Below are 22,835 nucleotides of genomic sequence, written 5' to 3'. Positions count from 1 at the left end.
TTTAAAATTCTTCTTATCACACAAAATATCCTTTAAAACGCTATAGGGTTGATCGAAGGATTGGTAGAATAGAGGGTGAGTGATTTGCTGCTGAAGGAGAAGAAATGATGAAAAAAGAACTAAACTGTGATAGCTGTTTGATGCCGATTAAAGATAGGGAAGAGCTGCGTACCGTATGGGCCTTTTTTAAGTTGCGACCGTATCATAGATCGTGTTATGAAAATTCCTTAAGAGGGGCGGGGCTTGTAGGAACTCAGCCGATCAATGGATTTTCAGGAAATTTAACAGCGCTTGTTGCGTTTGTTTTAGCGTGGTTACCGTTAATCACGAATTTATCGCCTGTTTTAACAATCGTGGGTACGTTGATTGTACTTCTGCGACTGTATTCCTTTATACGGTTTGAAAAAAGGTTATCACATTAAAAAAGCGTGCTCTCCCTAATCGGATAGCACGCTTTTGTTTGTTAAGCTTTCACGCGATATACGCGCGCTTCATAAGGTTTTAATGTTACGCTTGATACATCCTCATGAGGTACAACTTCTTTGTTCGCTAACAATAGATCATTAGCGTTCAATTTCAAAGCCGTTTCGAACTTCGCTTCAGTCTTAGAAAGGTTTGTGATCACAACGACCTTTTCCTCTCCAAGTGTACGTGTATATGCATAAATCTGCTCATCTTCTTCAAGGATCAGATCATACACACCGTACGTGAAGACTTCGTTCTTTTTCTTTAAAGCGATCATTTTCTTATAAAAACTTAAGATCGAATGCTCGTCTTGTTCTTGTTTCTCGACGTTGATCTCTGCAAAATTTGGATTTACTTTCATCCAAGGTGTTCCGGTTGTGAATCCAGCGTTTTCATCGCTGTTCCATTGCATCGGAGTACGGCTGTTGTCACGAGACGATGCCCAGATCACAGACATGATATCTTCGTGCGAGACGCCTTCTTCGCGCTTGATGCGGTAACGGTTTTTGTCAGCGACATCGTCATAGTCTTCGATCGAGTCAAACTGTACGTTCGTCATTCCAATCTCTTGTCCTTGGTAGATGAACGGCGTTCCTTGCATCAAGAAGTACATCGCACCGAAGCTCGTTGCACTTTCATACCAAAACTCATCATCATTACCCCAAGTGGAAACAACGCGAGGTTTGTCATGATTTTCGATGAACAGTGCGTTCCAGCCTTCTTTTTCAAGACCTTTTTGCCAGCGTGTTAACACTTTTTTCAGTTCAACGATATCCACTTCTGGATTTGTTTCTGCATCCCAAAGGCCTAGGTGTTCGAATTGGAAGATCATGTCCATCTTTCCGTTTTCTTTTCCTACCCAAAGGTCCGCTTCATTAATCTTAACGCCGTTCGCTTCACCAACCGTCATGACATCATAGTTCGCATATGTGCGGTCTTTGAACTCTTGAAGGAACGTGTGAATTCCTTTTTGGTTCATATGCATGTCAAAGGAAGACACGTACTTTTCGTTTTTCGGGTTCGGCATATCAGGGAAGCCATCACGCTTTTTAATGTGACTAATCGCATCGATACGGAAACCATCGATTCCTTTATCCAACCACCAGTTGACCGTGTCATAAAGAGCTTCACGAACTTCAGGGTTTTCCCAGTTCACATCTGGCTGTTTGGTTGAGAAAACATGGAGGTAGTATTGATCTGTTTTTTCATCATATTGCCAAGCTGATCCGGAGAAAATACTTTCCCAGTTGTTTGGCTCTTTCCCATCTTTACCGTCTCTCCAAATGTACCAATCGCGCTTCGGATTGTCTTTAGATGAACGAGACTCGATGAACCATTGGTGCTCGTCACTCGTATGGTTAAGAACAAGGTCGATGATCAGCTTCATATCACGCTTATGAACTTCCTTCATAAGGAGATCGAAGTCTTCCATCGTTCCAAAGTCATCCATGATATCTTGATAATCAGAAATGTCATATCCGTTATCATCATTTGGCGACTTGTACATCGGGCAGATCCAGATCACGTCGATGCCAAGGTCTTTAATATAATCTAAGCGTTGAATGATCCCTTTTAGATCGCCGATTCCGTCTCCATTAGAATCTTGGAAGCTGCGAGGGTAAATTTGATAGCCAACGGCTTCTTTCCACCAAACTTTTTCCATAATGTTACCTCCATGTTTTCTCTTTAACAACACGCCAGGGGATACCGCATAAACGGCTCCCCATGGTTTGTTTAGATTTAAATGTTTTCCGTACTCCTCGTTGCTGTTGAGGGAGTTGATCTCCGTTTCAGGTGCTTCGCTTTCCGCGGGGCAGGCGGTGAGCCACATTCGGACGTTTCACTTATAAGTGTCTCACCTGCCCGCCTGTCCCGCAGGAGTCTCGCACCTTCCACTGCAATCAACTTATCTAAGAAGCTGATTAAGAAACAAAACCATAAAAAGCGAATTCTTTAAATCTTTATCGTAACTGCAACACCTGCATGATCGGAGACCACCGGTGTTTCTTTACCGTTAAAACGCACGGATGATTGAAGCACGTCAACAGGCTTGCTGCTTAAGATATAATCGATCCGGCGTCCAGCTTCGTTATCGTCCCAACCGGCAATAGATCCGATGATTGTGAGGCCGTCATCTTTTTCTGAAGCAAGTTCGTACGTGTCGTAAAGACCTTTTTCTTTTACATAATCAAAGCCTTCGCCACAAACGTTCGCATCGTTGTTTAAGTCACCCATGATAAAAGAAAGACCTTCTTCAGGAATGTACTGCATCAAACGATCGAACTGACCTTTGAACGGTTCGATGTCATCTTCCCACCAGCCGAAGTGCCCGGAGAAGAATTGAATATCTTGTCCTTCATAAGAGATCGTGGCTTTTACGATTTTGCGTGTTTTCCAATTGTGCATATCCTGCAGATCGGAAACAAAAAAGCTTTCATGAGACGTAATCGGGTGGCGGCTTATGATTGCCAAACCTTCTTCGTACGTTACATAGCCATAGTGGGCCATGTCCCATACAAAGTCATAATCTTCAACGCCAAGTTTTCTCACTAGCTCTAAAAGAACAAGGGCATAATTATCTTTTTTGATGTTGTCTTTTACAAGAGGAGCGTCGATCGACTGCATAACCTCTTGAAGCGCGATAACATCATAACGCTCACTCGCGATATCACGAGCAAGCATCTCTAATTTTTCCATCTGGTTCTCTTCTTGCCAAGCATGAACGTTTAACGTTAATAGCTTCATGAATTACATCCCCAAACGATCTTGAATATCAGATTTTAATACGTCAGCTTTTGGTCCGTAAATCGCTTGAACACCTTTATCTTTGATGATCAGACCAAGTGCGCCGTTTTCTTTCCATTCTTTTTCCGTACCAACACCCGTTGTGTCTTTAACCGTTACACGAAGGCGAGTCATACAAGCGTCAACGTCTTCAATGTTGTCAGCTCCACCTAAAAGCGTGATGATCGCGGAAGCTTGAGAGTTGTCTGAGCCTGTTGCTGCTTCGTTTTTAGCAGGTGCAGCATCACTTTCTGTTGTTTCGATATAGTTACCTGCACGACCTGGAGTAGGCAGGTTGAACTTTTTGATCAATACATAGAAGATCGAGAAGTTTAATCCAAAGAATACGATACACGTTAGAGCAAAGTTGATTAAATCACGTGTTAATCCTGCTTTTACAAGCAATGGTGTACGAGTTAACAATTCGATAAAACCGAATGCGTGAACACGTACGTGGATAAGATCCGCTACCGCGAACGCAAGTCCAGTCGTGATCGCGTACACAACATAAAGAAGTGGAGCAGCAAACATGAACATGAATTCGATAGGCTCCGTTACACCTGTTAAGAATACAGCGAGTGCTGCAGATAAGAACATAGACTTGTACTTTTTGCGCTTGTCTTTATCAACGTTCATGTACATCGCAAGAGCGATCGCTACAAGAGATGCCGTTGAAAGAACAACTTGTCCCATTTTAAAACGAGCTGGTACTACATCATTTAAAAGTGCTTGATACGCTTTTGTATCTCCAGCAGCTAAGAAGTTGTTAAGATCGTTGATCCAAGCCAACCATAGTGGATCTTGTCCAGCTACAGAAGATCCTGCTCCTGAACCAGTCATGATTTGATACGTTCCACCGAGCTCCGTATAGTTGATCGGCACCGTTAACATGTGGTGAAGACCAAATGGTAACAATAGTCGCTCTAGTGTACCGAAAACGAATGGCGCGATAACTGGAGCCGTGTTACGAGATGTTGCGATCCATTTTCCAAAGTCATTCAGAAGTGATTGGATAAACGGCCAAATTAATGCTAGTAGTAAAGCTGTAACCACAGACCATAAAATAACAGCGAATGGAACAAAACGTTTTCCGTTAAAGAATGCTAATGCATTTGGAAGCTTGTTGTAGTTGTAGTACTTGTTAAATAGAACAGCACCTAGGAAACCGGAAATGATTCCGACGAATACTCCCATGTTTAGTGCTGGAGCGCCAAGGATTGAAGTGAAATAATCACCAACAACGAGCTCGCTGCCAAATAGTGATTTTACTTTCGCACCTTCTTCAAGCATCATCGCGCTGTTCACGCCGAAGATTGCTCCTGTAATACGGTTGATCAAGATGAACGCAATTACGGCTGCGAATGCACCGCCAGCACGTTCCTTCGCCCAAGATCCCCCGATAGCTACCGCAAATAAGATATGCAGATTTGTAATAATCGCCCATCCGATGTCTTCCATAACACGAGCAATCGTTTGCACTAATGTCATGTCGCCACCGAACATAGCAATAACTTTACCTAGTGATATCATCAAACCGGCAGCCGGCATAACCGCTACTACTACAAGAAGCGCTTTACCTAGCTTTTGCCAGAAATCAAATGAAATGAGTTTTCCACGTTGTTTCAAAACGATTTCCTCCTTAAAGTATATATCTTTCGTTGTCTTTTTGAAATCGCATTCAGTAGATTGCGAAAAAAAGTTGAATCGCTTACATATTTGTATATGCATGTTGGTGCAATCGTTTGCATTAGTGATTGTAAAATAAAACGGTTTCATTTACAAGTAATATTTCTTAAAAAGTAAGTAAAAAAGTTTTTCCAGGTGGTTTATAAGGCTTTTCGTAAGATAGCATAGAGTAATTTATTCTTTATAAAATTGAGCAAAGTGGCAGGTTAATTCGAAAATTGGAAGAATGAGGTATATAGAAAAAACGAAGCAAGGAGAGAAGGATATGAGTAATTCGTTTATTGAACAAGTACATTATATTAGAATTCCTGTAAAAGATTTAGAACGATCAGCACAATGGTATAGAGATGTATTAGGGCTCCAGTTATTAAATAGTACAGAGGAACTGGCAATTATAAAAGTAAATGAAGGACCTTTCTTACTTATCTTAGTTCCTACCGAAGATGAAACATTTGCTCATTTTACAATTAATAATGAACAAGAATTTAGCATTGGCTTTACGAGTCCCGAATTATCAAAATTTCATCAACACTTAATTGATAATCAAGTTAAGGTCGAGGATATCAAAGAAGATAATGGTCATGCATTTTTTCACTTTTATGATCCAAATGGCAATAAGTTTCAAGTACACTGGTAGGATTACAATAAGATGACTGTGTTGCAATTTGTTTAACAGTTGTTACAGAAAAATCATATAAACAAAGTTGACTCGTTATTACGAGCCAACTTTGTTTAAGCATCTCAAATTCTTTTTTACCGTGTCTACCTTTCGCATACCGATCATCGTGGACAAGATACCCGGTGTATTTAAAACCATAGACATCAACTCATCTACATTCTTGTATTGATGATTAGCAAGTCTTCCACAATCTAAAGGGGCACTTGTTGTGACGTGAACGCGTAACTCTTCTGCAGCTTGAAATAGTGTTCTCCATTTACCGCTGATTTGCTGGTTCTCATCGTTTGCAGCTCTCTGATTCGATTGGTTGAACGGAGCTTGGATAAAGCCCAGATGGTGTGAGTTTCCTGCAACTGATTGGGCAACATTGATCACTTTCTCCAGAGAGATGTAACCAGATGTGCCAGGAGACTCTGTAAAAGCTGACCAAACCGCTAAACCGTAATAGCGAATCAGACCTTTCTCCACTTGCTGTTCATAAAACGAAAACAAGTTTTTAAGTTTTTGATAAAAGACTTCTTCCCCTAAAACCATCAAAGAGACTTCAGGATTATGAATGTAATGGACGTCTATGTAATCAATATGCATGTGTTTTAAACTTTGCAGGATAGCAAATTCATAAAAAGAAGGCTCCATAACGTGTTTGTGATGTTCAATGATCTGTAGATCAGAAAGCTGAAGAATTTTTTTTTTTAATAAAACTTTCTGCAGGTAATGATCAGGACGAAGTTGAGCGTCTATATCACCAGGTATGATACCAGCTTTCGTAGACAAAAAAACATCCTTTCTATTGATTTGCTTTTCCTTTTGAATAAGTTTTGCAAAAACGCTTCCAACATCGCGTTCAGAGAGCATCCCTCGATAATTAAGTGCAGTATCAACAAAGTTAATTCCATTTAAAAGCGCAAATTCAATCGATGCCTGATAGAGAAGTGAGTCTTCTTCATTCATTTTCCCTAGATGTGTGCCGATGGCTATTCTTGAAACCTCACTAATTCCCATGCGTTACAACCTCCTCTCTAAATATCCAAATTATAACATTATCTCTCGTTATTTTTTATTGAAGCTTCCTTTATAAGAATAAAGAACCATGAATATTTACTCATTTATAACTCTTCATATTTTTTATAGAGGTATCAACCAACGTCTATTGAATATTAATTCTGGTGATATAATCTTAAAAAATAGATTGAATAAATATTCATACATAGGTATAATTATTTTGTTTTTGGACAGAGGAAGGGGAGAAACAACATGTTAAAAAAACATTGGGTAGCTGGTGTTATGAGTTTAAGTTTGCTGACATCGATGCCTTTTGCTGTAACAGCAGAATCACCGCAAAAAAAGTGGACAAATGTTAATAGTTTTGAAGAGGCTGATGGAAGTCCGTTTAACTCTGAGCATTATGATTTTGTAAAGTATTCAAAGATTGGTTCGATCTTAAAGAAGATTGATAGAGAAAGTAAACGAGTAACCCTTGAACAAACAGGGGTTTCATCTAAAGGATATCCGATGTATGTGGTCACCATTTCTAATAACGGTGATAAAGGCAAATATGGACATTATAAGAAACTACGAAAGGAAATGTTCAAAAATCCTCAAAAAGCTCAAGATTGGATCGCCGAAAATCCTGATTTTAAAGTACCAGTGGTGATCAATGGATCTATCCATGGTACTGAATACATAGGCTCTGATGCTGTCCTTCAGCTGATCGATCGTTTTGCAAAAGATAATGATGAAGAAACAAAGGAGATTCTAGACAGCAACATACTCATATTTAATGTGGTTGCGAACCCTGATGGTCGTGTTGACGGAACTCGCTTTAACGGAAACGGTATAGATTTGAACCGTGACTTTATCACTCTCTCGCAAGAGGAAACGAAACAAACCGTTGATCTGATCACAGAGTGGAATCCGATGGTCTTCTTAGATCTTCACGGCTATGTGAACAGTGACGACGGAAAACCAGGGTTGATTGAGCCATGTACGCCGCCTCATAACCCGAACTATGAATATGATCTGTTTTCTAAATGGGCTTTAGATCAAGCGAAAGCGATGGAAGCAGAGATCGTTGGAAATAAAGCAAACTATGAAACAGATCTCTATAAAAATATGACGGGTACATATATTCCGCAGCGAGATGATAGTTCTGGTTGGGACGATTATCCGCCGATTTTCACACCGATGTATGCGATGTATCATGGGGCATACGGTTACACGTTGGAAGCACCGACAAACAACTGGGATGGTGTACGTTGGGCAAATGATGCTGTGATGGGAGCATTGAAATTTGCTGTTCAAAATAAACAAGGAATGCTTACAGATCAAATTGAGATCTTTGAACGTGGCATCAATTTTGATCACCCTTACCATGCAGAAGGGTTTTTCCCGAATGCCTATGTATTACCTGTAAATGAAAAGGATCCGACGGTTACAGAAAAAGCGGTTAACCATCTTCTTGAAAATGATATTTCTGTAGAAAAAGCAGTCAAACCTTTTTCGGCTAACGGACAAGCTTATCCAGCGGGCACGTACATCGTTGATATGAGCCAAGCCAAAGCAGGTCTTGCAAACACGATGTTATGGGATGGCGAGGATATCACGAACGATACGCCAGCGATGTATGATATATCAGCCTGGAGTCTACCAGAATTGTGGGGCTTTGAAGCAATTGAAGTAGATGAAAAAGTGAATGCGAAAACAAAGCCTGTTAGAGAGGCCGAATATCACGGATCTATTCAAGGGAAAGGGCCATACGTAATTCCCAACAGTTCTGTCCAAGCTGTGAAACTAGTGAACGACCTTATGAAAAAAGGTGAGCGTGTATATAAAGACGATGCAGGTAATTTTTATATCGAAAACCTTTCATCAAGAAATAAGAAGCTTGTAAAAGAGTCTGGAATCAAGCTGCAAACTGCAAAACTGCCAGCTCAAAAAGAAAAGCTTTCAACTCTAAAAGTAGCTGTATTAAAAGATGGTGGCATGAATAAAGCACAAAGTCATGCAGGTACAAAGCTCGCATTAGAACGACTCGGCTTCTCGGTAAAAGAAGTGACACCAAAAGAAGTGGCAGAGAAGGGGCTATCTCAATACGATGCGTTCCTATATGCCGGCACTGACGCATTGCTGCAATACGAGAATGTGAGAGAAGCGAATAAGCTGTTCGTGATCGGCAGCAAGCAGGCGTATGACAGTTTCAAAGCCAACGTACAAACATTTATCGATAATGGCGGGAAATATATCTCCGTTGGCGCTGGTGGCGCTAAAGCTTCAAGTCAGCTCGGATTAACAACGATTAAAGTAAACACGGGCGGCTCTAACAGCAATGGAATCGTAAAAGTAGACTATGAAAAAGATGAAGTAACAGCTGGTTATAAAAAGGATGATCTCGGGTTTGTTTATCGACCAGTCTGGTTTACAGAGTTAGGAAACTCAAAATCGGTCGCAACGTTAGGAGACGGTGACTTCTTTGTTGCAGGCCACTGGAAGAACAATCAACTAGCGGCTGGGCAGTCCGTCATTGTAGAAGAAGCGCAAAAAGATATAACGTTGATCGGACTCGAAGCAGGATTCCGTGATCATACTGATTATCTGTTCCGTTTATTGTCCAACTCACTATATCAATAAAAGAACCTTTCTCGTTGACAACCAGATAAGCACTGCATTACTTTTATAGGGAAAGTTTACCCTGTTTAATAGGACCTGAAGAGCATCGAACTTGTTTCTTGCTCTTTGGTCTTTCTTTGTATCAGTTAGTATGATCTAAAAGATTGTTTTTGGGTTATTTTTATGCCTCATTGATAAGTTGATTGGAGTGCAAGGTGCGAGACTCCTGCGGGACAGGCTGGCAGGTGAGACACTTAAGAGTGAAACGTACAAATGTGGCTCACCGTCTGCCCCGCGGAAAGCGAGCAACCTGGAACGGAAATCAACCACCTTCAAGTACATCAAGATAAATGCCCAAATAAAACTGTAATGTTTTAAAGCGCTCAGACAGGTGTAAATTATAAAAGTAAAGCAAACTGAAAGGTGAGTGAAAAATAATGTTCAATAAACTATTTGGAAAAAAAGAAGTTAAAAAAGAAGAAACACTAATCGCTCCATTAACAGGAAAAATCGTAAACATTGAAGAGGTACCAGATCCGACATTCGCTCAGAAGATGATGGGCGATGGGATTGCGATAGAACCAACAGAAGGTGTTGTTGTCTCTCCGGTTGATGGAGAAATCGTTCAGTTCTTCCACACGAAGCATGCGATCGGCATCCAATCAGAAGCTGGTGCAGAGATATTAATCCACGTTGGTCTTGAGACGGTTAGCATGAACGGTGAAGGTTTCGAGGGACATGTGAATGTAGGAGATAAAGTAAAAGCGGGAGACAAGCTTTTAAGCTTTGACCTGGAATTGATTAAAGAAAAAGCCGCTAGCACGGTAACGCCGATCGTAATCACAAATGGTGATGCGGTAGAATCTTTAGATAAGCGCGCTGCTTCTGAAGCAACAAAAGGTGAAACTTCATTATTGCAGGTTAAAATGAAATAAATTAGGAAATCAGGCTAACCATGCCTGATTTTTTTCCAATAAAAAGGGGGAGGCTACGATGAAAAAAGGCGTAATTTCTTTAGGAGAAGCACTTGTTGATTTTATTCCAACGGATGAAACGAACACGACTTACCAAAAAAGTCCTGGTGGAGCACCTGCCAATGTAGCTGTTGGGGTTGCGCGATTAGGGTCAGCATCTACTTTTTTAGGAAAAGTGGGAGATGATGTTATAGGATCGTTCATGATTGATACATTAAAGAGTTATGGCGTGAACGCGTTTCATGTGTACAAGACGGAAGAAGTGCGAACAGGAGCCGTTTTTGTGACGCTCGATCCAAACGGTGAAAGATCGTTCGACTTTTATATTAATCCGAGCGCAGACCGATTTTTAGAAGAAAAAGATGTACAGCCTAGTCTCTTTAAAGAACATAAAATTCTTCATTTTGGTTCGATCTCATTGATTGGCGAGCCTTCTAAAAGTGCTACTGAAAAAGCGGTAAGACTCGCAAAAGAGAACGGCATGTGGGTCTCGTATGATCCAAACTTGCGGTTGTCGCTTTGGAAAACGCCTGCACAAGCTCGTGAGACGATTCTTTCCATGCTGCAGTACGCTGACATCGTCAAGATCTCAGAAGAAGAGCTCGAATTCATCACAGGTTTAAAAAAGGTCGAAGAAGGCATTAAAGTGCTGCAAGAATATGATATTCCCTTACTCTTCATCACGCTCGGTGATGACGGAAGCTATGTGGTGACGAAAGAGGGCGGCGAGTACATTCCGGCAAAACGTGTATCTTCGGTAGATACAACCGGAGCAGGTGACGCTTATGTTGCGGGTGTTCTTCATCAACTAAATGAATACGATGGCTCACTCCAAGACCTAACACTCGATGAAGCGAGTGACATGGCACTGTTTGGAAGCGTATCTGGAGCACTTGCTGTTTCTGTTAAAGGAGCGATGACCGCACTGCCTACTTTAGAGCAAATTGAGAATGAACTTGCACAAAATAAACAATAACTGCATATAATAGGAAAATATTTTGACTAATGTTTTTGTTTTTTGGTAATATTATTTTATTATAAAAGATGATATGCAGCTGTGAAGGATGAATAGTAGCTAAATGTACACTCTTTTTAGCGAGCTGGGGATGGTGAGAGCCCGGTAAGAGACATTAGTGAAACGGCAATCCGGAGTTGCTTTTCTAAAAGAGGATTCGTTTCTACATACGGATCAACTAGGGTGGAACCGCGGGAGATACAACTCTCGTCCCTGGGCATAGCGCCTTGGGACGGGAGTTTTTTATTTTTTAAAAAACGGCCGACCCATAAGGCATAATCCGAATGGGAGGAATAAAAATGACAAAAAACATGGAAACCATCACAAATCATGCGAAACACCGCGGTTTTGTATTTCCGGGATCTGAAATCTACGGAGGTCTTGCGAACACGTGGGATTATGGCCCGCTAGGTGTTGAGCTTAAAAACAACGTAAAAAAAGCATGGTGGAAAAAATTCGTTCAAGAATCACCTTACAACGTAGGTCTTGATGCAGCCATCCTAATGAACCCGCGTACGTGGGAAGCATCTGGTCACATCGGTAACTTTAACGACCCGATGATGGACTGTAAGAACTGTAAAGCGCGCCACCGTGCAGATAAACTAATCGAAGATGCTGCTGAGCAAGCTGGAAAAGAAATTATCGTTGACGGACTTCCGTTCGAAAAGATGGAAGAGTTAGTAAAAGAGTACAATATCGCTTGTCCTGAGTGTGGAAGCCATGACTTCACAAGCATCCGCCAGTTCAACTTGATGTTCAAAACACACCAAGGTGTAACGGAATCAAGTTCAAACGAAATTTACATGCGTCCTGAAACGGCACAAGGGATCTTCGTTAACTTTAAAAATGTTCAGCGCACGATGCGTAAAAAATTGCCGTTCGGTATCGCACAGATCGGTAAGAGTTTCCGTAACGAGATCACACCTGGTAACTTCACGTTCCGTACACGTGAGTTCGAACAGATGGAGCTTGAATTCTTCTGTAAGCCAGGAAGTGAGATCGAGTGGTTTAACTATTGGAAAGACACAGCTGAAAACTGGCTAAAATCATTGGGTATGACTTCTGAAAACCTTCGTCTTCGCGACCATAACGAAGATGAGCTTTCTCACTACTCTAATGCGACGACTGACTTTGAGTATAAATTCCCGTTCGGTTGGGGTGAGCTTTGGGGTGTTGCGTCTCGTACAGACTTCGATTTGAAGCGTCACATGGAATTCTCAGGTGAAGACTTCAACTATATCGACCAAGAAACAAACGAGCGTTATGTTCCTTATTGCATCGAGCCTTCTCTAGGTGCTGACCGTGTAACGTTGGCGTTCTTGATTGATGCGTATGAAGATGAGCAGCTTGAAGATGGTACTTCAAGAACCGTTATGCACTTGCACCCTGCATTAGCTCCTTATAAAGCAGCGATCCTGCCACTATCTAAGAAGCTATCTGAAGAAGCCACAGAAGTGTTCAGCTCACTTGCAAAAGACTTCAATGTGGACTATGACGAGACAGGGTCAATCGGTAAACGTTACCGTCGTCAAGATGAAGTAGGAACTCCTTTCTGTATCACGTATGACTTTGATTCTAAAGAAGACGGCATGGTAACAGTACGTGACCGTGACACGATGGAACAAACGCGTGTGAAGATTGCAGATCTTAAGAGCTTTATTGAGTCTAAGGTTCAGTTTTAATTTATTGAAAGAAGCAATGTTGCTTTTGGTTAAAACTCACAAAAGGCATCATTGGCAAGTTGATTGGAGTGTAAGGTGGGAGACTCCTGGGGGCTCACCGCACGCCCCCCGGAAAGCGAGCACCTGAAACGAAAATCAACCTCTTTCAAGCTTTTAAGCTTTAAGCACACATTTGCCACTTGCGATGTGTGCTTCTGTTTTTTCTGTGGCGTTTATTCTACAATAGAGTATGAGAGATTAATTCATAGCCCTCGGGCTTTTATTGGAGGTATATACATGAACGAAGGACGTATTCAAAAGGTACAAAACTGGCTAAAGCAAGAAGGGCATACTTTCGCGTTCATTCACACGACAGCAAACGTGTTCTATCTATCAGGATTGTATTCGGATCCGCATGAACGTGTGTTAGGTGTGGCTGTACTTGCAGAAGGAGAGCCGTTCATGATCTGTCCAGGCATGGAGCGTTCGCAAGCGAAAGACGCAGGCTGGACGTATGAGATTGTTGGATACAGCGATTCTGAAGATCCTTGGACGAAGGTACAGGATGCTTTGGCTAACCGTGGGGTGACTGCAGCGTCATCGATTGCAGTTGAAAAAGAAACTCTTCCATACGCACGTGGCGAGAAGCTACTTGGTATGTTTGATGGTGCGAGCTTGGTCGGAGCTGAAGAGTTGATGAACGAGCTTCGTCTCATAAAAGAAGAAAGCGAGTTAAAGACGTTGCGTGAAGCGGCTAGACTTGCAGACTATGGAGTTGAAGTAGGAGTTGCGGCACTTCGTGAGGGTGTAACAGAGATGGAAGTACTCGCGAAGATCGAATATGAACTGAAGCAAAAAGGCATCAGCGCGATGTCGTTTTCTACAATGGTATTATTCGGTGAAAAAGCTGGACAGCCTCACGGTAAGCCAGGATTAAGAAAGCTTCAGCATGGCGACTTTGTTTTATTCGATCTTGGTGTAGTCCTTGATGGATATTGTTCTGACATCACGCGTACAGTAGCGTTTGGTGATCTAGATGAAAAGCGTCGCGAGATCTATGATACAGTGCTGCAGGCACAATTGAAGGCGTTAGAAGCTTCTAAGCCAGGAACGCGCATCGGTGACATTGACTTGATCGCACGCAATCACATTGCGGAAGCAGGATACGGAGATCACTTCCCGCACCGCATCGGACACGGCCTTGGGATCGATGTTCATGAATTCCCGTCCATGAGTGACAACAACGATGGTGTTCTTCGTGAAGGAATGACGTATACGATCGAACCAGGCATCTATATTGATGATGTCGGCGGAGTTCGTATTGAGGATGACGTCTATGTAACAGCAGATGGACACGAAACATTGACGAAATATCCAAAAGAGCTGCAGATTATTAAATAAAAGTAGTGAAATCATGAAGGATGGCCCTTGTGGGAGCCATCCTTTTCTATTTTACGGGCGAAGAGAGTAGTGAGATAGTCACTTTAGTAGATGCTTAGAGGTGCAATCCACAAGTTTTGCCTTTGAATCCACGAAAAATGACGTTCAATCCACGAGTTTTGTCCTTCAATCCACAAATTTGAGGAGAATATCCACGAGTCTACAAATCTAGACAATTATCGACAGATTGATAGCCTTATTTTCTTTAAGTTTTCAGTAGTGAAACCTCAACCTGTTTGTTTTTATGATCATCCCACACTCTTTGAATCTCAAATGTACCTTCCTCAAAGAACAACGGAAACCTTTCTTTAAACCAACCTTGCATGGGAAGATCTAATGCTTCATTTAGCGAGACCCAAACCAATTCGCCTTCTGGTGGATCTAACAAAAGTTCACCTGCAAAAGTATCCGTCCAATAGTTGAACACCATATATCTCACATTCTTTTGTGGATTTACATATTCATCGATTCCTTTGAACACTAAGTTCGAAACACGTAATCCTGTTTCTTCCTCAACTTCTTGACAAGCACCATCCACTAAGCTTTCAGGAAAATCAATTTTACCTCCAGGAGCTAAAAAGCCTGGGAAGCCACGGCTGTCTGGCCGATTAATCAACAGTACTTTATCTCCATTCTGAACCATGCACATCGTATAAAGTCGGTGCTCAATAGAAATCGTCACAAGTCATCCTCCAAAAAAACATTTTACTTATTTTAACATACACTTTATAATAATGATTGATTAACCAATCATCCATAAAAAGGAGATTATTCAATTGCCTTTATCACATAAACAACTGAAAGCGATGGAACAGAAGCGTGAAAAGATTTTAGAGCAGGCGATCCTGTTGTTTGCAGAGCAAGGGTATGAGAGCACGACTATTGCGAAGGTAGCAAAAGCTGCAGGAGTTAGTTTTGGGAGTGTATTTACATACTTTGAAAACAAGGACCAGCTTTTTTTCCATGCTGTAACAGAGCCTTTAGAAAAACAATATAGAGAAGCGATGTTAGATTTTAATCCGGAAGCTGAAGATCTTTTGACCGAGATTAAGAGCATGATAGATAAACATATAACTATCTTCATCGAGATGCGTACCTATCTGCAGCTGGTCGTGCAAGTGATCGGACAGCATACGAAGTTTCCTGAACCGTTTAAAGTTCTGGACGAATTTAGTCTAGAGTTTATTTTAAAACTTCAAGAGATCATACGAAATGGTCAAAAAAGCGGAATCTTAGAAGAATCTGATGAAGACTTAACAGCAACAGCATATCTCGGCTTTCTATTAGGAATTCGATTAACGTTTACAGACTATGCGGTATCACGGGTTAGAGAAAAGTTTAAGATTCCAGCATTTCAACTGTTATATCCGAAACGCTAAAATGTGTTTCGGTTACTTTTTATCTTAATAATGATTGATTAATCAATCGTAAAAGGAGAGATAAACATGAATTTCTTTACCTTTCATCGCAACATTCAGCTAAGGCTTGTGCTCCAATTTATTACAACATTTGCTTCTTCAGCCGTAATCCCATTTCTAGCAATCTTTTTTTCTGATCAGGTAGGGGCGTTTTCAACGGGTTTGATGTATATCGGGGTTATTCTATCTGGAATAACAGGAGCATTGATTGGTGGGAGGCGTTCGGATCAATTCGGTAGAAAGAGAATTATTTTACTAAGTGAGAGCATGATCGGCCTTGGTTACTTGATTGCTGGAGCTCTCAATCTGTTCTTTCCTCTTTCTCCATATGTGAACTTCGTCCTCTTCATCGTTATTCTTTTTTTTACAGGTATGGCTGGCCCTGCGTATGGTGCGATCATTATTGATTCAAGTACGAAGGAAAACAGAAAAGCCATTTATACAATTTCCTATTGGCTTGGGAATTTAGCGGTTGCTGCAGGGGGAATAACAGGGGCTATACTTTTTAAAACGTATCCCTATGAACTGTTCTTAGGAATCGCGTTGGTTACCTTTTTCACGTGGGTGGTGACATGGTTATGGCTTGAAGATGTAAGGCTGCCTAGCGCTATGACTCAGGATACTAACGTAACAAAAAGCTTGCAGGGAAACTATAAAGAGATTTTTTTGAACCAAAAATTCATTCTTTTTACGGTAGCAGGGTTGTTTCTTATCTCGTTGGAAGAGAGCTTGACCACATATATCGGTATAAAACTTGTAAGCGATATGAAGGACCCGGTTGCTTTACTGCCTTTTACATCATTATTTGAAGTAGATGGATTTCAGTTGATCGGTTTACTAAAAGCAGAGAACACCATCTTAGTTGTTGTCTTGAGTTTAGTTATAGCTACTATGGTAAAGCGTTTTAAAGACCGCCACTTAATGCTCGGAGGGGGATTTGGTTACGCTTTAGGTTTTGTTGTGATCAGCTATAGCACGAGTCCTATTGTTTTAATCACAGCGATGTTTATTGCGTCTGTCGGTGAACTGATTCATATTCCAGCTAAGCAAGCGTATGTCGCATCGATCATACCGGATGATGCTCGTGGCTCTTACATGGCGATCTACGGCTTATCGTTTCATCTGTCTGGAATGATTGCCGCACTATTCGTCATGATGAGCGGATTTCTCTCAGCAAACACGATCACTTTGCTGTTTAGTTTGATGGGTATTACAAGTTTATGGATCTATCATGTTTTGTTTCGATCCGAAGCGCAAGAAGAAACGAAAGGTGTTAAAAGTACAGCATAAAAAAAGAAGCAGAAAATTTCCTGCTTCTTTTAAAGAGATTATTCTTAGTTAGGCAACACATAAAACATCATGAGAAAATGCATCACACTGCCAGCTAGAACAAACAGGTGCCAGACCGCGTGGTGAAACGGAAAGCTGCGCCATACATAAAAGATACTGCCAAGCGTATAGATGATTCCGCCTGCAACTAAGAGCTGTATGCCAGCTGGTGGCATGTTTGCTGAAATATCTTGAAAGGCAAATGTGATCAGCCATCCCATCGCTACATAACCTAATGTTGATAACACAACGAATTTTTTCGTAAAAAAGACTTTGAACACGACACCAAAGATCGCGAGTCCCCAAACGACTCCAAATAATGTCCAACCCAGTGCTCCTCCTACGACGATCAGCACGATTGGGGTATACGTTCCTGCAATAAAGAGATAGATGGCAGCGTGATCCATGATCTCAAATAAATCCTTAACCCGTCCTTTAGGAAAAGCGTGTACGAGGGTCGAAGCTGAATAGAGCGTCAGCATCGTTCCTCCGAATACGGCGAAGCTAACAATATGAACCGCTGTTCCTTTCCATACGGCAAACACGAGCAGAATGGAAGTAACCGCTACACTAAGAAGGACACCGAGTCCGTGTGTGATGGCATTTGCTATCTCTTCGCGTTTTGAAAATACATGTGTACTCATTTCGTTCACCTTCCTTTACGTTATGGTCAGTATATCAGAAAATGGCATCCTTTAACCAATTAAAGAGCATAAAACAATTGTTAAAAATTTGGTTTAGTATTCACAGGTGCTCTTGAGAGTGGTTGATTTCTGCTCCAGGTTGCACGCTTTCCATGGGGCGAACGGTGAGCCCCTTGCCACTACGCGCCCTTAAGGGTCTCACCTGATCGCTCGTCCCATAGGAGTCGGCAACCTTCCGCTACAATCAACTTGCATTGAAGGGAGGAATTAGAAAAAAATTCTTCAAGCAAAAGTGGACTTTTGTAAAAAGATTGTTGCTTGTCTCCTCTGCCAGTTGATTGGAGTGAAAGATGCGAGACTCCTGCGGGACAGGTAGGCAAGTGAGACACTTATACGGATACGTACGAATGTGGCTCACCGACTGCCCCGCGGAAAGCGAGTATCTGCAACGGAAAGCAACTACTTTCAAAAGCAACAATGAATACACAATGATTACGAAAACTACTCTAAGAATAAATCTCTAAAAAGAAGGAATCTTTCTCAAAGGAAAGGAAATAGATAAGATTACAGACTTAATAGATAAAGAGAGGGTCACTATCATGGAGGTAACTCGTTATTCATCTATAGCAGCTTTTTATAGGGAAGTAGAAGAATTTCTGTTGTGTCAGGAAGATCGAGCAGGAATCATGCTTGGTAACTGCCTGCGTTTTCAAGACAAGGTATGGGAGGGTGAGCAGCCTTTTCTCGCTACTGTTAAACAGAATGGGAAAATCATGCTCTCAGCCATGCTCATTCCGCCTTACGCTTTATTACTTTTAGAAAAAGAGGAAACAGATGGTGTTGCGGCTGTCCCGCATTTGGTTCGTTATTTGCTCGAAGAAGACTATTATGTGCAAAAAGTAATGTCGCCGAAAGCTATTGGAAAGGCATTTGCTCAAGAGTGGACGACGGCTCATCATCTAGAAGAAAAATTGTTGATGGATCTGCGTCTTTACACGCTTCCTTCTGTTATCCAGCCTGCAGCCCGACCTGGACGTTTGAGGATGGCCACAAAAGCCGACTTATCCTTCTTACCTAGATGGATCGTAGAGATGACAGAAGAGACAAAACAGATTATGACGATGGCGGAAGCTGAAGAATATGCGAAAATACGTGTAAAGAGCAAGTTTCTTTTTATATGGGAAGAGGATGGCAAACCGGTATCGATGGCAGCTAAGACGCGGCCGAATATAAAAGGTGTCTCAATCAATTTGGTTTATACACCTAAGAATCTTAGAGGTAAGGGATATGCGAGCGCTTGTGTTGCTGCACTAAGCGATTACCTATTGAAAGAAGGATTTACGTTCTGCACCCTTTATACAGATCTCTCAAACCCTACTTCTAATAAAATCTATCAAAATATCGGTTATGAACCGGTATGTGATTATATTGAACTTAAATTTAACGAAAAAAGAACAGAGCGACCGGCGTAATTACCGGTAAGCTTTGTTCTGATTCTTCATTTCTATATAGTTTGTTATGTATTTTCGTGCACCGCCTAACGTGTCTTTCGGAAGCTGATCATGTTTAAAATATTGAAAATCATGTGATTCATTGAGATCGATTGTTAGTTCGCCACTTACAGAATGAGCCGTATATACAGCGGTTACGGCATACAGTTCATCACCGTTTGCATTTTTAATATAATGATCTTGGCCAGAATAGACATGAAGCTGGGTCAAGCCTTCAACATCAAGTCCTGTTTCTTCTTTTACTTCACGAATCGCCGTTTCTTCAAAACTTTCACCAAGTTCCATCAGACCACCGGGCAGTCCCCAACCGCCATCGGTACGATGTTGTAATAATATTTCATCCTTTTCATTCACAATAATAACAACAGAGCCAGGTAGGATGAGTGGTGCGGTTCCTACATATTTCCGAAGATCTTCATAGTAAGCCATCAAATCGCTCCTTCCTAACCAACATTTTACAGAAAACATGTTAATAATTCATCTAAAAGTGGAACACTGAATAAAAAGATCGAGGGGAGTTTTGGAATGGAAGCCTTCGCTAGACCCCGTGTGGTGGTAAGTAAGTGTCTTGAATTTGAAGCATGCCGATACAACGGTGATGTGATATATAACGATGTGATCAAAAAACTGATGGATTATGTAGATTTTGTTCCCGTATGTCCAGAAGTGGAGATTGGGTTAGGAACGCCACGAGAAACGATTCGTATCGTGAAAAAGGGTGAAGATCATTTTCTTCTGCAGCCATCAACGCAGCGTGATGTAACGACGGAGATGCGTACGTTTTCAGATGGTTATCTGGCTGGAATCATTGATACTGACGGGTTTATCCTGAAGACGCGTTCTCCTTCTTGTGGATTAAAAGAAGTGAAGGTATATGCCTCGACTGAAAAAGGACCTGCCATCGGGCATTCTAGTGGGCTATTTGGAGGAAGGGTCGCAGAGCTTTATTCACACTTAGCGATTGAAGAAGAAGGACGGTTAAATAATTTTACGATTCGTGATCGTTTTTATACGAAGCTTTTTACGCTTGCTGCCTTTCGAAACATTCTGCCGCAGGGACTTCAAGAGATTAAAAGCTTTCATCAGAAAAATCAGTTTCTGTTCATGGCTTATAGCAACCCAACGCTAAAAGTGATGAATCGTATCTTGAAAAAAGAGCAGGAAAATGGCGAAGAACGAACGATACAACTGTATGCTAAAGCTATGAACAAGCTGTTTAATCGTACGGCAAGGAGTGACTCTAACCGGAAAGTGGCATACGAGATCTTCAAACGATTTCAGCCGCATCTATCTCCAAAAGAAATCGCCTTTTTTGAAGAGCTTCTTCAGAAGTATGCGAACAAAAAAGAACCGTTTTCAAGCGTAGCTACTATTTTAAAGTCGCATGCGATACGCTTTGAAGACAGTGAGATTCTCGGTCAGACGTTCTTTGCACCGTACCCTGAAATTCTGCTAGAGATCTCAGATTCAGGTAAGGGACGAGATTATTAACACGAGTGCGTACAATAACGGGATGGTAAAACAGGAAAGAATCGTACTCAGCATGACACCTGCTGCCGCAAAAGAGGCATCCTCTCCATAACGCTCTGCATACATGGAGATGGTTGGAGCGGAGGGCATGCCGGCAGTTAGGACGGCAACTGCTATTAATGGAAGAGGCAACGAAAAGAAAACAAAAGGCAGTAATAGAAACGGAAAAAGCAGCAGCTTATAAAAACTCGCTAGCCATAAATGTGAACTTTTTAAAAAGCTCGTTAAATGCTGTAACGGTAAAGTTCCCAAAAGAACGCCGATCAACAACATCGAAAGTGGAACAGTAGGTTTTCCTAGCATTTCTAAAGTGTTGGATAAAGCACTAGGAAGGGTTCCTGGCAGGAGCATGAAGATTAAGCCAACGAGTGTTGAAATCACACCGGGATTTAAAAAGACGCTTCGCCAAGGCAGAGTCTCGGAATGACGAGCAAATAAATAGATGCCGTATGTCCAAATCCACAAGAGATAGACAAAGTTAAAGAATGTGGCAAACAGCACTCCTGTTTTTCCGAATAATATAAAACAGACGGCAATGCCTAGAAAACCTTGATTTCCAAAAATCATGATCCCTTCTAAGGCATTTTTCTGTGTGTTTTTTATCGTTAGCCGCTTTACTGTCCACCAAGAAAAGAGTGAGGAAATCATTAATACGAATGCAGACATCATAGAAAGCCAGCCAAACTGTTTAAGATTTTCAATGGAAAAGGAAACATCCATTCCGAAGATGATCAATGCAGGTAACGTTACATTTAATAAAAGTGCTGAAATTGTGCGTTCACTGCCAGATGGCAAGATCTCTTTCTTTCGAAGGATATAACCGAGTAGAGCAATGCTGTACAATAGGGTTAATTCTTGCATAAAAGGAGCAAGTTTCATTTCTTTCAGCCTCCTTACTACAAGCATATGGAGGATGTGTAGATTAAGTGATACAAACGCAGTTAGGAGGATGATTCATGCTGATGGCAAAAGGCGAGATTCTTTTCAGGCAAGGAGAAGAAGGGCCATTGTTTCGGTTAGATAACGGTTTATTAAAAATTGTTCGTGTTCATGAGGATGGAAGCCAAGTCTTACTTAATTTGATTGTTTCAGGCGAAGTGATTCCACATCATTCATTAACGAGTCCCAATGAGTATAACGGAACAGCGATCGCCCTGTTACCTAGTGAGATCACGCGGATCGAACCCCAGCAATGGTATCGATCACTTGAAGAGGATCCTTACAAGTACAAAGAAGTGGCACTAATGCTAGAAACGAAACTAAGGATGATGCAGCAGCGCATCAATCAGATGTCTACTTTGACACCAGAAGGAAAGATTAGAAAGCTTCAAAACTGGTTTGCGAATTATTTTCCTGATATTCAGATTGAAAAAGTGCTGACTCAAGAAGAAATCGGACAGTTTGTTGGCTTAAGACGAGAGACGGTCAACCGGGCACTCAAGAAAATTTAATGAAATGTCAAAGATTTTACATACATATGAACGTAAGATTTTCGCTTCTTTAACAAATGATACCTGTATAAAAGTTAAAGGAGTGATTGTGTGATGAAAAAGTTTATCCCTCTTGCACTTGCGTTTTCCGTACTAACGAGTGGTGCAGTTACCGTGTCGGCTGCAAATCAAGAAAAGGTTCAAGTGGAGGCTCATAAAAGAGGTCAGCACTTTAAGCAGATGAAAAATTTTGAGAAGCAGGTCCATAAGGCAAACGCGCTTAAGATTGAACGGTTAGAGATTCAAAAAGATATCGTAAAAAAGAAAGACCAGCTTTTCGACCTGCATGTAAAAGCAGGGGAGCAGAAAGTAAAAGAAAAACGAAGCGCGAACAAAGCCAGCTGGCAGGAGATGAAACAAATTCATCAGGAGTTAAGGACTCTGCACAGTCAAGCACATGAAACGAAAAAAGCGATGCACGATGCTTTACGAGCAAATAACGAGAAGCTTGCGTTAGAGAAGATGAATCAGTGGTTGAGTCTTAATGAAAAAATTAATAATAAGCTAAGTGAAAAATCCGCGAAGTTGGATGAGGTTTTGGCTAAGCATAAATAAAACACAAACAGCATGGAAGTTTTGGACTTCTATGCTGTTTTGTTGTTA

General features: G+C 41.3%; 21 protein-coding genes. 13 read left to right on the top strand and 8 right to left on the bottom strand.

Annotated features, from left to right (window positions below; translation table 11 throughout):
• The first annotated feature begins 107 nt into the window (after positions 1-107).
• Positions 108-422 (top strand): hypothetical protein, encoded by a 315-nt coding sequence (locus IHV11_RS15335; protein ID WP_197195396.1) that lies wholly within the window; start codon positions 108-110, stop codon positions 420-422.
• Positions 423-463: 41 nt separating this feature from the next.
• On the opposite strand, the gene IHV11_RS15330 is transcribed toward IHV11_RS15335, so the two are convergent.
• From IHV11_RS15330 to IHV11_RS15320, 3 genes are all read right to left on the bottom strand, one after another.
• On the bottom strand, positions 464-2,128 hold the full coding sequence (locus IHV11_RS15330) for a glycoside hydrolase family 13 protein (RefSeq protein ID WP_197195395.1): 1,665 nt from the start codon (positions 2,126-2,128) through the stop codon (positions 464-466).
• Positions 2,129-2,418: 290 nt separating this feature from the next.
• Positions 2,419-3,210 (bottom strand): endonuclease/exonuclease/phosphatase family protein, encoded by a 792-nt coding sequence (locus tag IHV11_RS15325; RefSeq protein WP_197195394.1) that lies wholly within the window; start codon positions 3,208-3,210, stop codon positions 2,419-2,421.
• Between the two features lie 3 nt (positions 3,211-3,213).
• Positions 3,214-4,875 carry a PTS transporter subunit IIBC gene (locus tag IHV11_RS15320; protein WP_231619620.1) on the bottom strand — a complete coding sequence of 554 codons (1,662 nt, stop codon included), beginning with the start codon at positions 4,873-4,875 and terminating at the stop codon, positions 3,214-3,216.
• A 325-nt stretch (positions 4,876-5,200) separates the two neighbouring features.
• On the opposite strand from IHV11_RS15320, the gene IHV11_RS15315 reads away from it, so the two are divergent.
• Complete coding sequence (locus IHV11_RS15315; RefSeq protein ID WP_197195392.1) at positions 5,201-5,572, top strand: VOC family protein; 372 nt, start codon at positions 5,201-5,203, stop codon at positions 5,570-5,572.
• Positions 5,573-5,650: 78 nt separating this feature from the next.
• Here the strand turns inward: IHV11_RS15315 and IHV11_RS15310 are convergent, their stop codons facing one another.
• Complete coding sequence (locus IHV11_RS15310; RefSeq protein ID WP_197195391.1) at positions 5,651-6,616, bottom strand: aldo/keto reductase; 966 nt, start codon at positions 6,614-6,616, stop codon at positions 5,651-5,653.
• A gap of 252 nt (positions 6,617-6,868) precedes the next feature.
• Between IHV11_RS15310 and IHV11_RS15305 the strand changes: the two genes are divergently transcribed.
• The 5 genes from IHV11_RS15305 to IHV11_RS15285 all read left to right on the top strand — a co-directional run bounded on the left by IHV11_RS15305 (position 6,869) and on the right by IHV11_RS15285 (position 14,271).
• Complete coding sequence (locus IHV11_RS15305; RefSeq protein ID WP_197195390.1) at positions 6,869-9,241, top strand: M14 family zinc carboxypeptidase; 2,373 nt, start codon at positions 6,869-6,871, stop codon at positions 9,239-9,241.
• 416 nt (positions 9,242-9,657) lie between these two features.
• Positions 9,658-10,155 (top strand): PTS sugar transporter subunit IIA, encoded by a 498-nt coding sequence (locus IHV11_RS15300; protein WP_066399283.1) that lies wholly within the window; start codon positions 9,658-9,660, stop codon positions 10,153-10,155.
• A 58-nt stretch (positions 10,156-10,213) separates the two neighbouring features.
• Entirely contained in the window at positions 10,214-11,170 is a 957-nt protein-coding gene (locus tag IHV11_RS15295) for an aminoimidazole riboside kinase (RefSeq protein ID WP_197195389.1), read from the top strand.
• 338 nt (positions 11,171-11,508) lie between these two features.
• Positions 11,509-12,891, top strand: coding sequence for a glycine--tRNA ligase (locus IHV11_RS15290; protein ID WP_066399278.1), 1,383 nt, complete (start codon positions 11,509-11,511; stop codon positions 12,889-12,891).
• A gap of 276 nt (positions 12,892-13,167) precedes the next feature.
• A complete protein-coding gene (locus IHV11_RS15285) occupies positions 13,168-14,271 on the top strand; it encodes a M24 family metallopeptidase (protein WP_197195388.1) in 1,104 nt (367 codons plus the stop codon).
• 244 nt (positions 14,272-14,515) lie between these two features.
• Here the strand turns inward: IHV11_RS15285 and IHV11_RS15280 are convergent, their stop codons facing one another.
• Entirely contained in the window at positions 14,516-14,959 is a 444-nt protein-coding gene (locus IHV11_RS15280) for an 8-oxo-dGTP diphosphatase (RefSeq protein WP_197195475.1), read from the bottom strand.
• A 127-nt stretch (positions 14,960-15,086) separates the two neighbouring features.
• Here IHV11_RS15280 and IHV11_RS15275 point away from each other — a divergent pair, with 127 nt between their 5' ends.
• Together IHV11_RS15275 and IHV11_RS15270 are read left to right on the top strand one after the other, a co-directional pair.
• Positions 15,087-15,689 carry a TetR/AcrR family transcriptional regulator gene (locus IHV11_RS15275; RefSeq protein WP_197195387.1) on the top strand — a complete coding sequence of 201 codons (603 nt, stop codon included), beginning with the start codon at positions 15,087-15,089 and terminating at the stop codon, positions 15,687-15,689.
• Positions 15,690-15,755: 66 nt separating this feature from the next.
• Positions 15,756-17,018, top strand: a complete 1,263-nt coding sequence (locus IHV11_RS15270) for an MFS transporter (protein ID WP_197195386.1) — start codon at positions 15,756-15,758, stop codon at positions 17,016-17,018.
• A gap of 44 nt (positions 17,019-17,062) precedes the next feature.
• On the opposite strand, the gene trhA is transcribed toward IHV11_RS15270, so the two are convergent.
• Positions 17,063-17,701: a PAQR family membrane homeostasis protein TrhA gene (gene trhA / locus IHV11_RS15265; RefSeq protein WP_066399265.1), complete on the bottom strand. Its 639-nt coding sequence runs from the start codon at positions 17,699-17,701 to the stop codon at positions 17,063-17,065.
• A 599-nt stretch (positions 17,702-18,300) separates the two neighbouring features.
• Here trhA and IHV11_RS15260 point away from each other — a divergent pair.
• Positions 18,301-19,173 (top strand): GNAT family N-acetyltransferase, encoded by an 873-nt coding sequence (locus IHV11_RS15260; protein WP_197195385.1) that lies wholly within the window; start codon positions 18,301-18,303, stop codon positions 19,171-19,173.
• Here IHV11_RS15260 and IHV11_RS15255 read toward each other — a convergent pair whose 3' ends face one another.
• Positions 19,174-19,641 carry an NUDIX hydrolase gene (locus IHV11_RS15255; RefSeq protein ID WP_197195384.1) on the bottom strand — a complete coding sequence of 156 codons (468 nt, stop codon included), beginning with the start codon at positions 19,639-19,641 and terminating at the stop codon, positions 19,174-19,176. It lies immediately after the preceding gene.
• A 96-nt stretch (positions 19,642-19,737) separates the two neighbouring features.
• Between IHV11_RS15255 and IHV11_RS15250 the strand changes: the two genes are divergently transcribed.
• Positions 19,738-20,703 carry a YbgA family protein gene (locus IHV11_RS15250; protein WP_197195383.1) on the top strand — a complete coding sequence of 322 codons (966 nt, stop codon included), beginning with the start codon at positions 19,738-19,740 and terminating at the stop codon, positions 20,701-20,703.
• On the opposite strand, the gene IHV11_RS15245 is transcribed toward IHV11_RS15250, so the two are convergent.
• Positions 20,680-21,621 carry an AEC family transporter gene (locus IHV11_RS15245; protein WP_197195382.1) on the bottom strand — a complete coding sequence of 314 codons (942 nt, stop codon included), beginning with the start codon at positions 21,619-21,621 and terminating at the stop codon, positions 20,680-20,682. The genes IHV11_RS15250 and IHV11_RS15245 overlap by 24 nt on opposite strands.
• Before the next feature lie 77 nt (positions 21,622-21,698).
• On the opposite strand from IHV11_RS15245, the gene IHV11_RS15240 reads away from it, so the two are divergent.
• Together IHV11_RS15240 and IHV11_RS15235 are read left to right on the top strand one after the other, a co-directional pair.
• Positions 21,699-22,193, top strand: coding sequence for a Crp/Fnr family transcriptional regulator (locus tag IHV11_RS15240; RefSeq protein ID WP_197132960.1), 495 nt, complete (start codon positions 21,699-21,701; stop codon positions 22,191-22,193).
• A gap of 93 nt (positions 22,194-22,286) precedes the next feature.
• A complete protein-coding gene (locus IHV11_RS15235; protein WP_197195381.1) occupies positions 22,287-22,787 on the top strand; it encodes a hypothetical protein in 501 nt (166 codons plus the stop codon).
• The last annotated feature ends 48 nt before the right edge of the window (positions 22,788-22,835 follow it).

Origin of the sequence: Fictibacillus sp. 26RED30, from assembly GCF_015903845.1 — a bacterium.
Taxonomy (GTDB): Bacteria; Bacillota; Bacilli; order Bacillales; family Fictibacillaceae; genus Fictibacillus; species Fictibacillus phosphorivorans.
This window is presented reverse-complemented; position numbering and strand designations above follow the sequence as displayed.

Coding starts and splice junctions, on each gene's coding strand:
- IHV11_RS15330 (WP_197195395.1), bottom strand. CDS start 2,128: ATGGAAAAAGTTTGGTGGAAAGAAGCCGTTGGCTATCAAATTTACCCT.
- IHV11_RS15295 (WP_197195389.1), top strand. CDS start 10,214: ATGAAAAAAGGCGTAATTTCTTTAGGAGAAGCACTTGTTGATTTTATT.
- IHV11_RS15280 (WP_197195475.1), bottom strand. CDS start 14,959: ATGTGCATGGTTCAGAATGGAGATAAAGTACTGTTGATTAATCGGCCA.
- IHV11_RS15255 (WP_197195384.1), bottom strand. CDS start 19,641: ATGGCTTACTATGAAGATCTTCGGAAATATGTAGGAACCGCACCACTC.
- IHV11_RS15235 (WP_197195381.1), top strand. CDS start 22,287: ATGAAAAAGTTTATCCCTCTTGCACTTGCGTTTTCCGTACTAACGAGT.
- IHV11_RS15260 (WP_197195385.1), top strand. CDS start 18,301: ATGGAGGTAACTCGTTATTCATCTATAGCAGCTTTTTATAGGGAAGTA.
- IHV11_RS15310 (WP_197195391.1), bottom strand. CDS start 6,616: ATGGGAATTAGTGAGGTTTCAAGAATAGCCATCGGCACACATCTAGGG.
- IHV11_RS15270 (WP_197195386.1), top strand. CDS start 15,756: ATGAATTTCTTTACCTTTCATCGCAACATTCAGCTAAGGCTTGTGCTC.
- IHV11_RS15285 (WP_197195388.1), top strand. CDS start 13,168: ATGAACGAAGGACGTATTCAAAAGGTACAAAACTGGCTAAAGCAAGAA.
- trhA (WP_066399265.1), bottom strand. CDS start 17,701: ATGAGTACACATGTATTTTCAAAACGCGAAGAGATAGCAAATGCCATC.
- IHV11_RS15290 (WP_066399278.1), top strand. CDS start 11,509: ATGACAAAAAACATGGAAACCATCACAAATCATGCGAAACACCGCGGT.
- IHV11_RS15335 (WP_197195396.1), top strand. CDS start 108: ATGAAAAAAGAACTAAACTGTGATAGCTGTTTGATGCCGATTAAAGAT.
- IHV11_RS15305 (WP_197195390.1), top strand. CDS start 6,869: ATGTTAAAAAAACATTGGGTAGCTGGTGTTATGAGTTTAAGTTTGCTG.
- IHV11_RS15315 (WP_197195392.1), top strand. CDS start 5,201: ATGAGTAATTCGTTTATTGAACAAGTACATTATATTAGAATTCCTGTA.
- IHV11_RS15240 (WP_197132960.1), top strand. CDS start 21,699: ATGCTGATGGCAAAAGGCGAGATTCTTTTCAGGCAAGGAGAAGAAGGG.
- IHV11_RS15250 (WP_197195383.1), top strand. CDS start 19,738: ATGGAAGCCTTCGCTAGACCCCGTGTGGTGGTAAGTAAGTGTCTTGAA.
- IHV11_RS15245 (WP_197195382.1), bottom strand. CDS start 21,621: ATGAAACTTGCTCCTTTTATGCAAGAATTAACCCTATTGTACAGCATT.
- IHV11_RS15325 (WP_197195394.1), bottom strand. CDS start 3,210: ATGAAGCTATTAACGTTAAACGTTCATGCTTGGCAAGAAGAGAACCAG.
- IHV11_RS15300 (WP_066399283.1), top strand. CDS start 9,658: ATGTTCAATAAACTATTTGGAAAAAAAGAAGTTAAAAAAGAAGAAACA.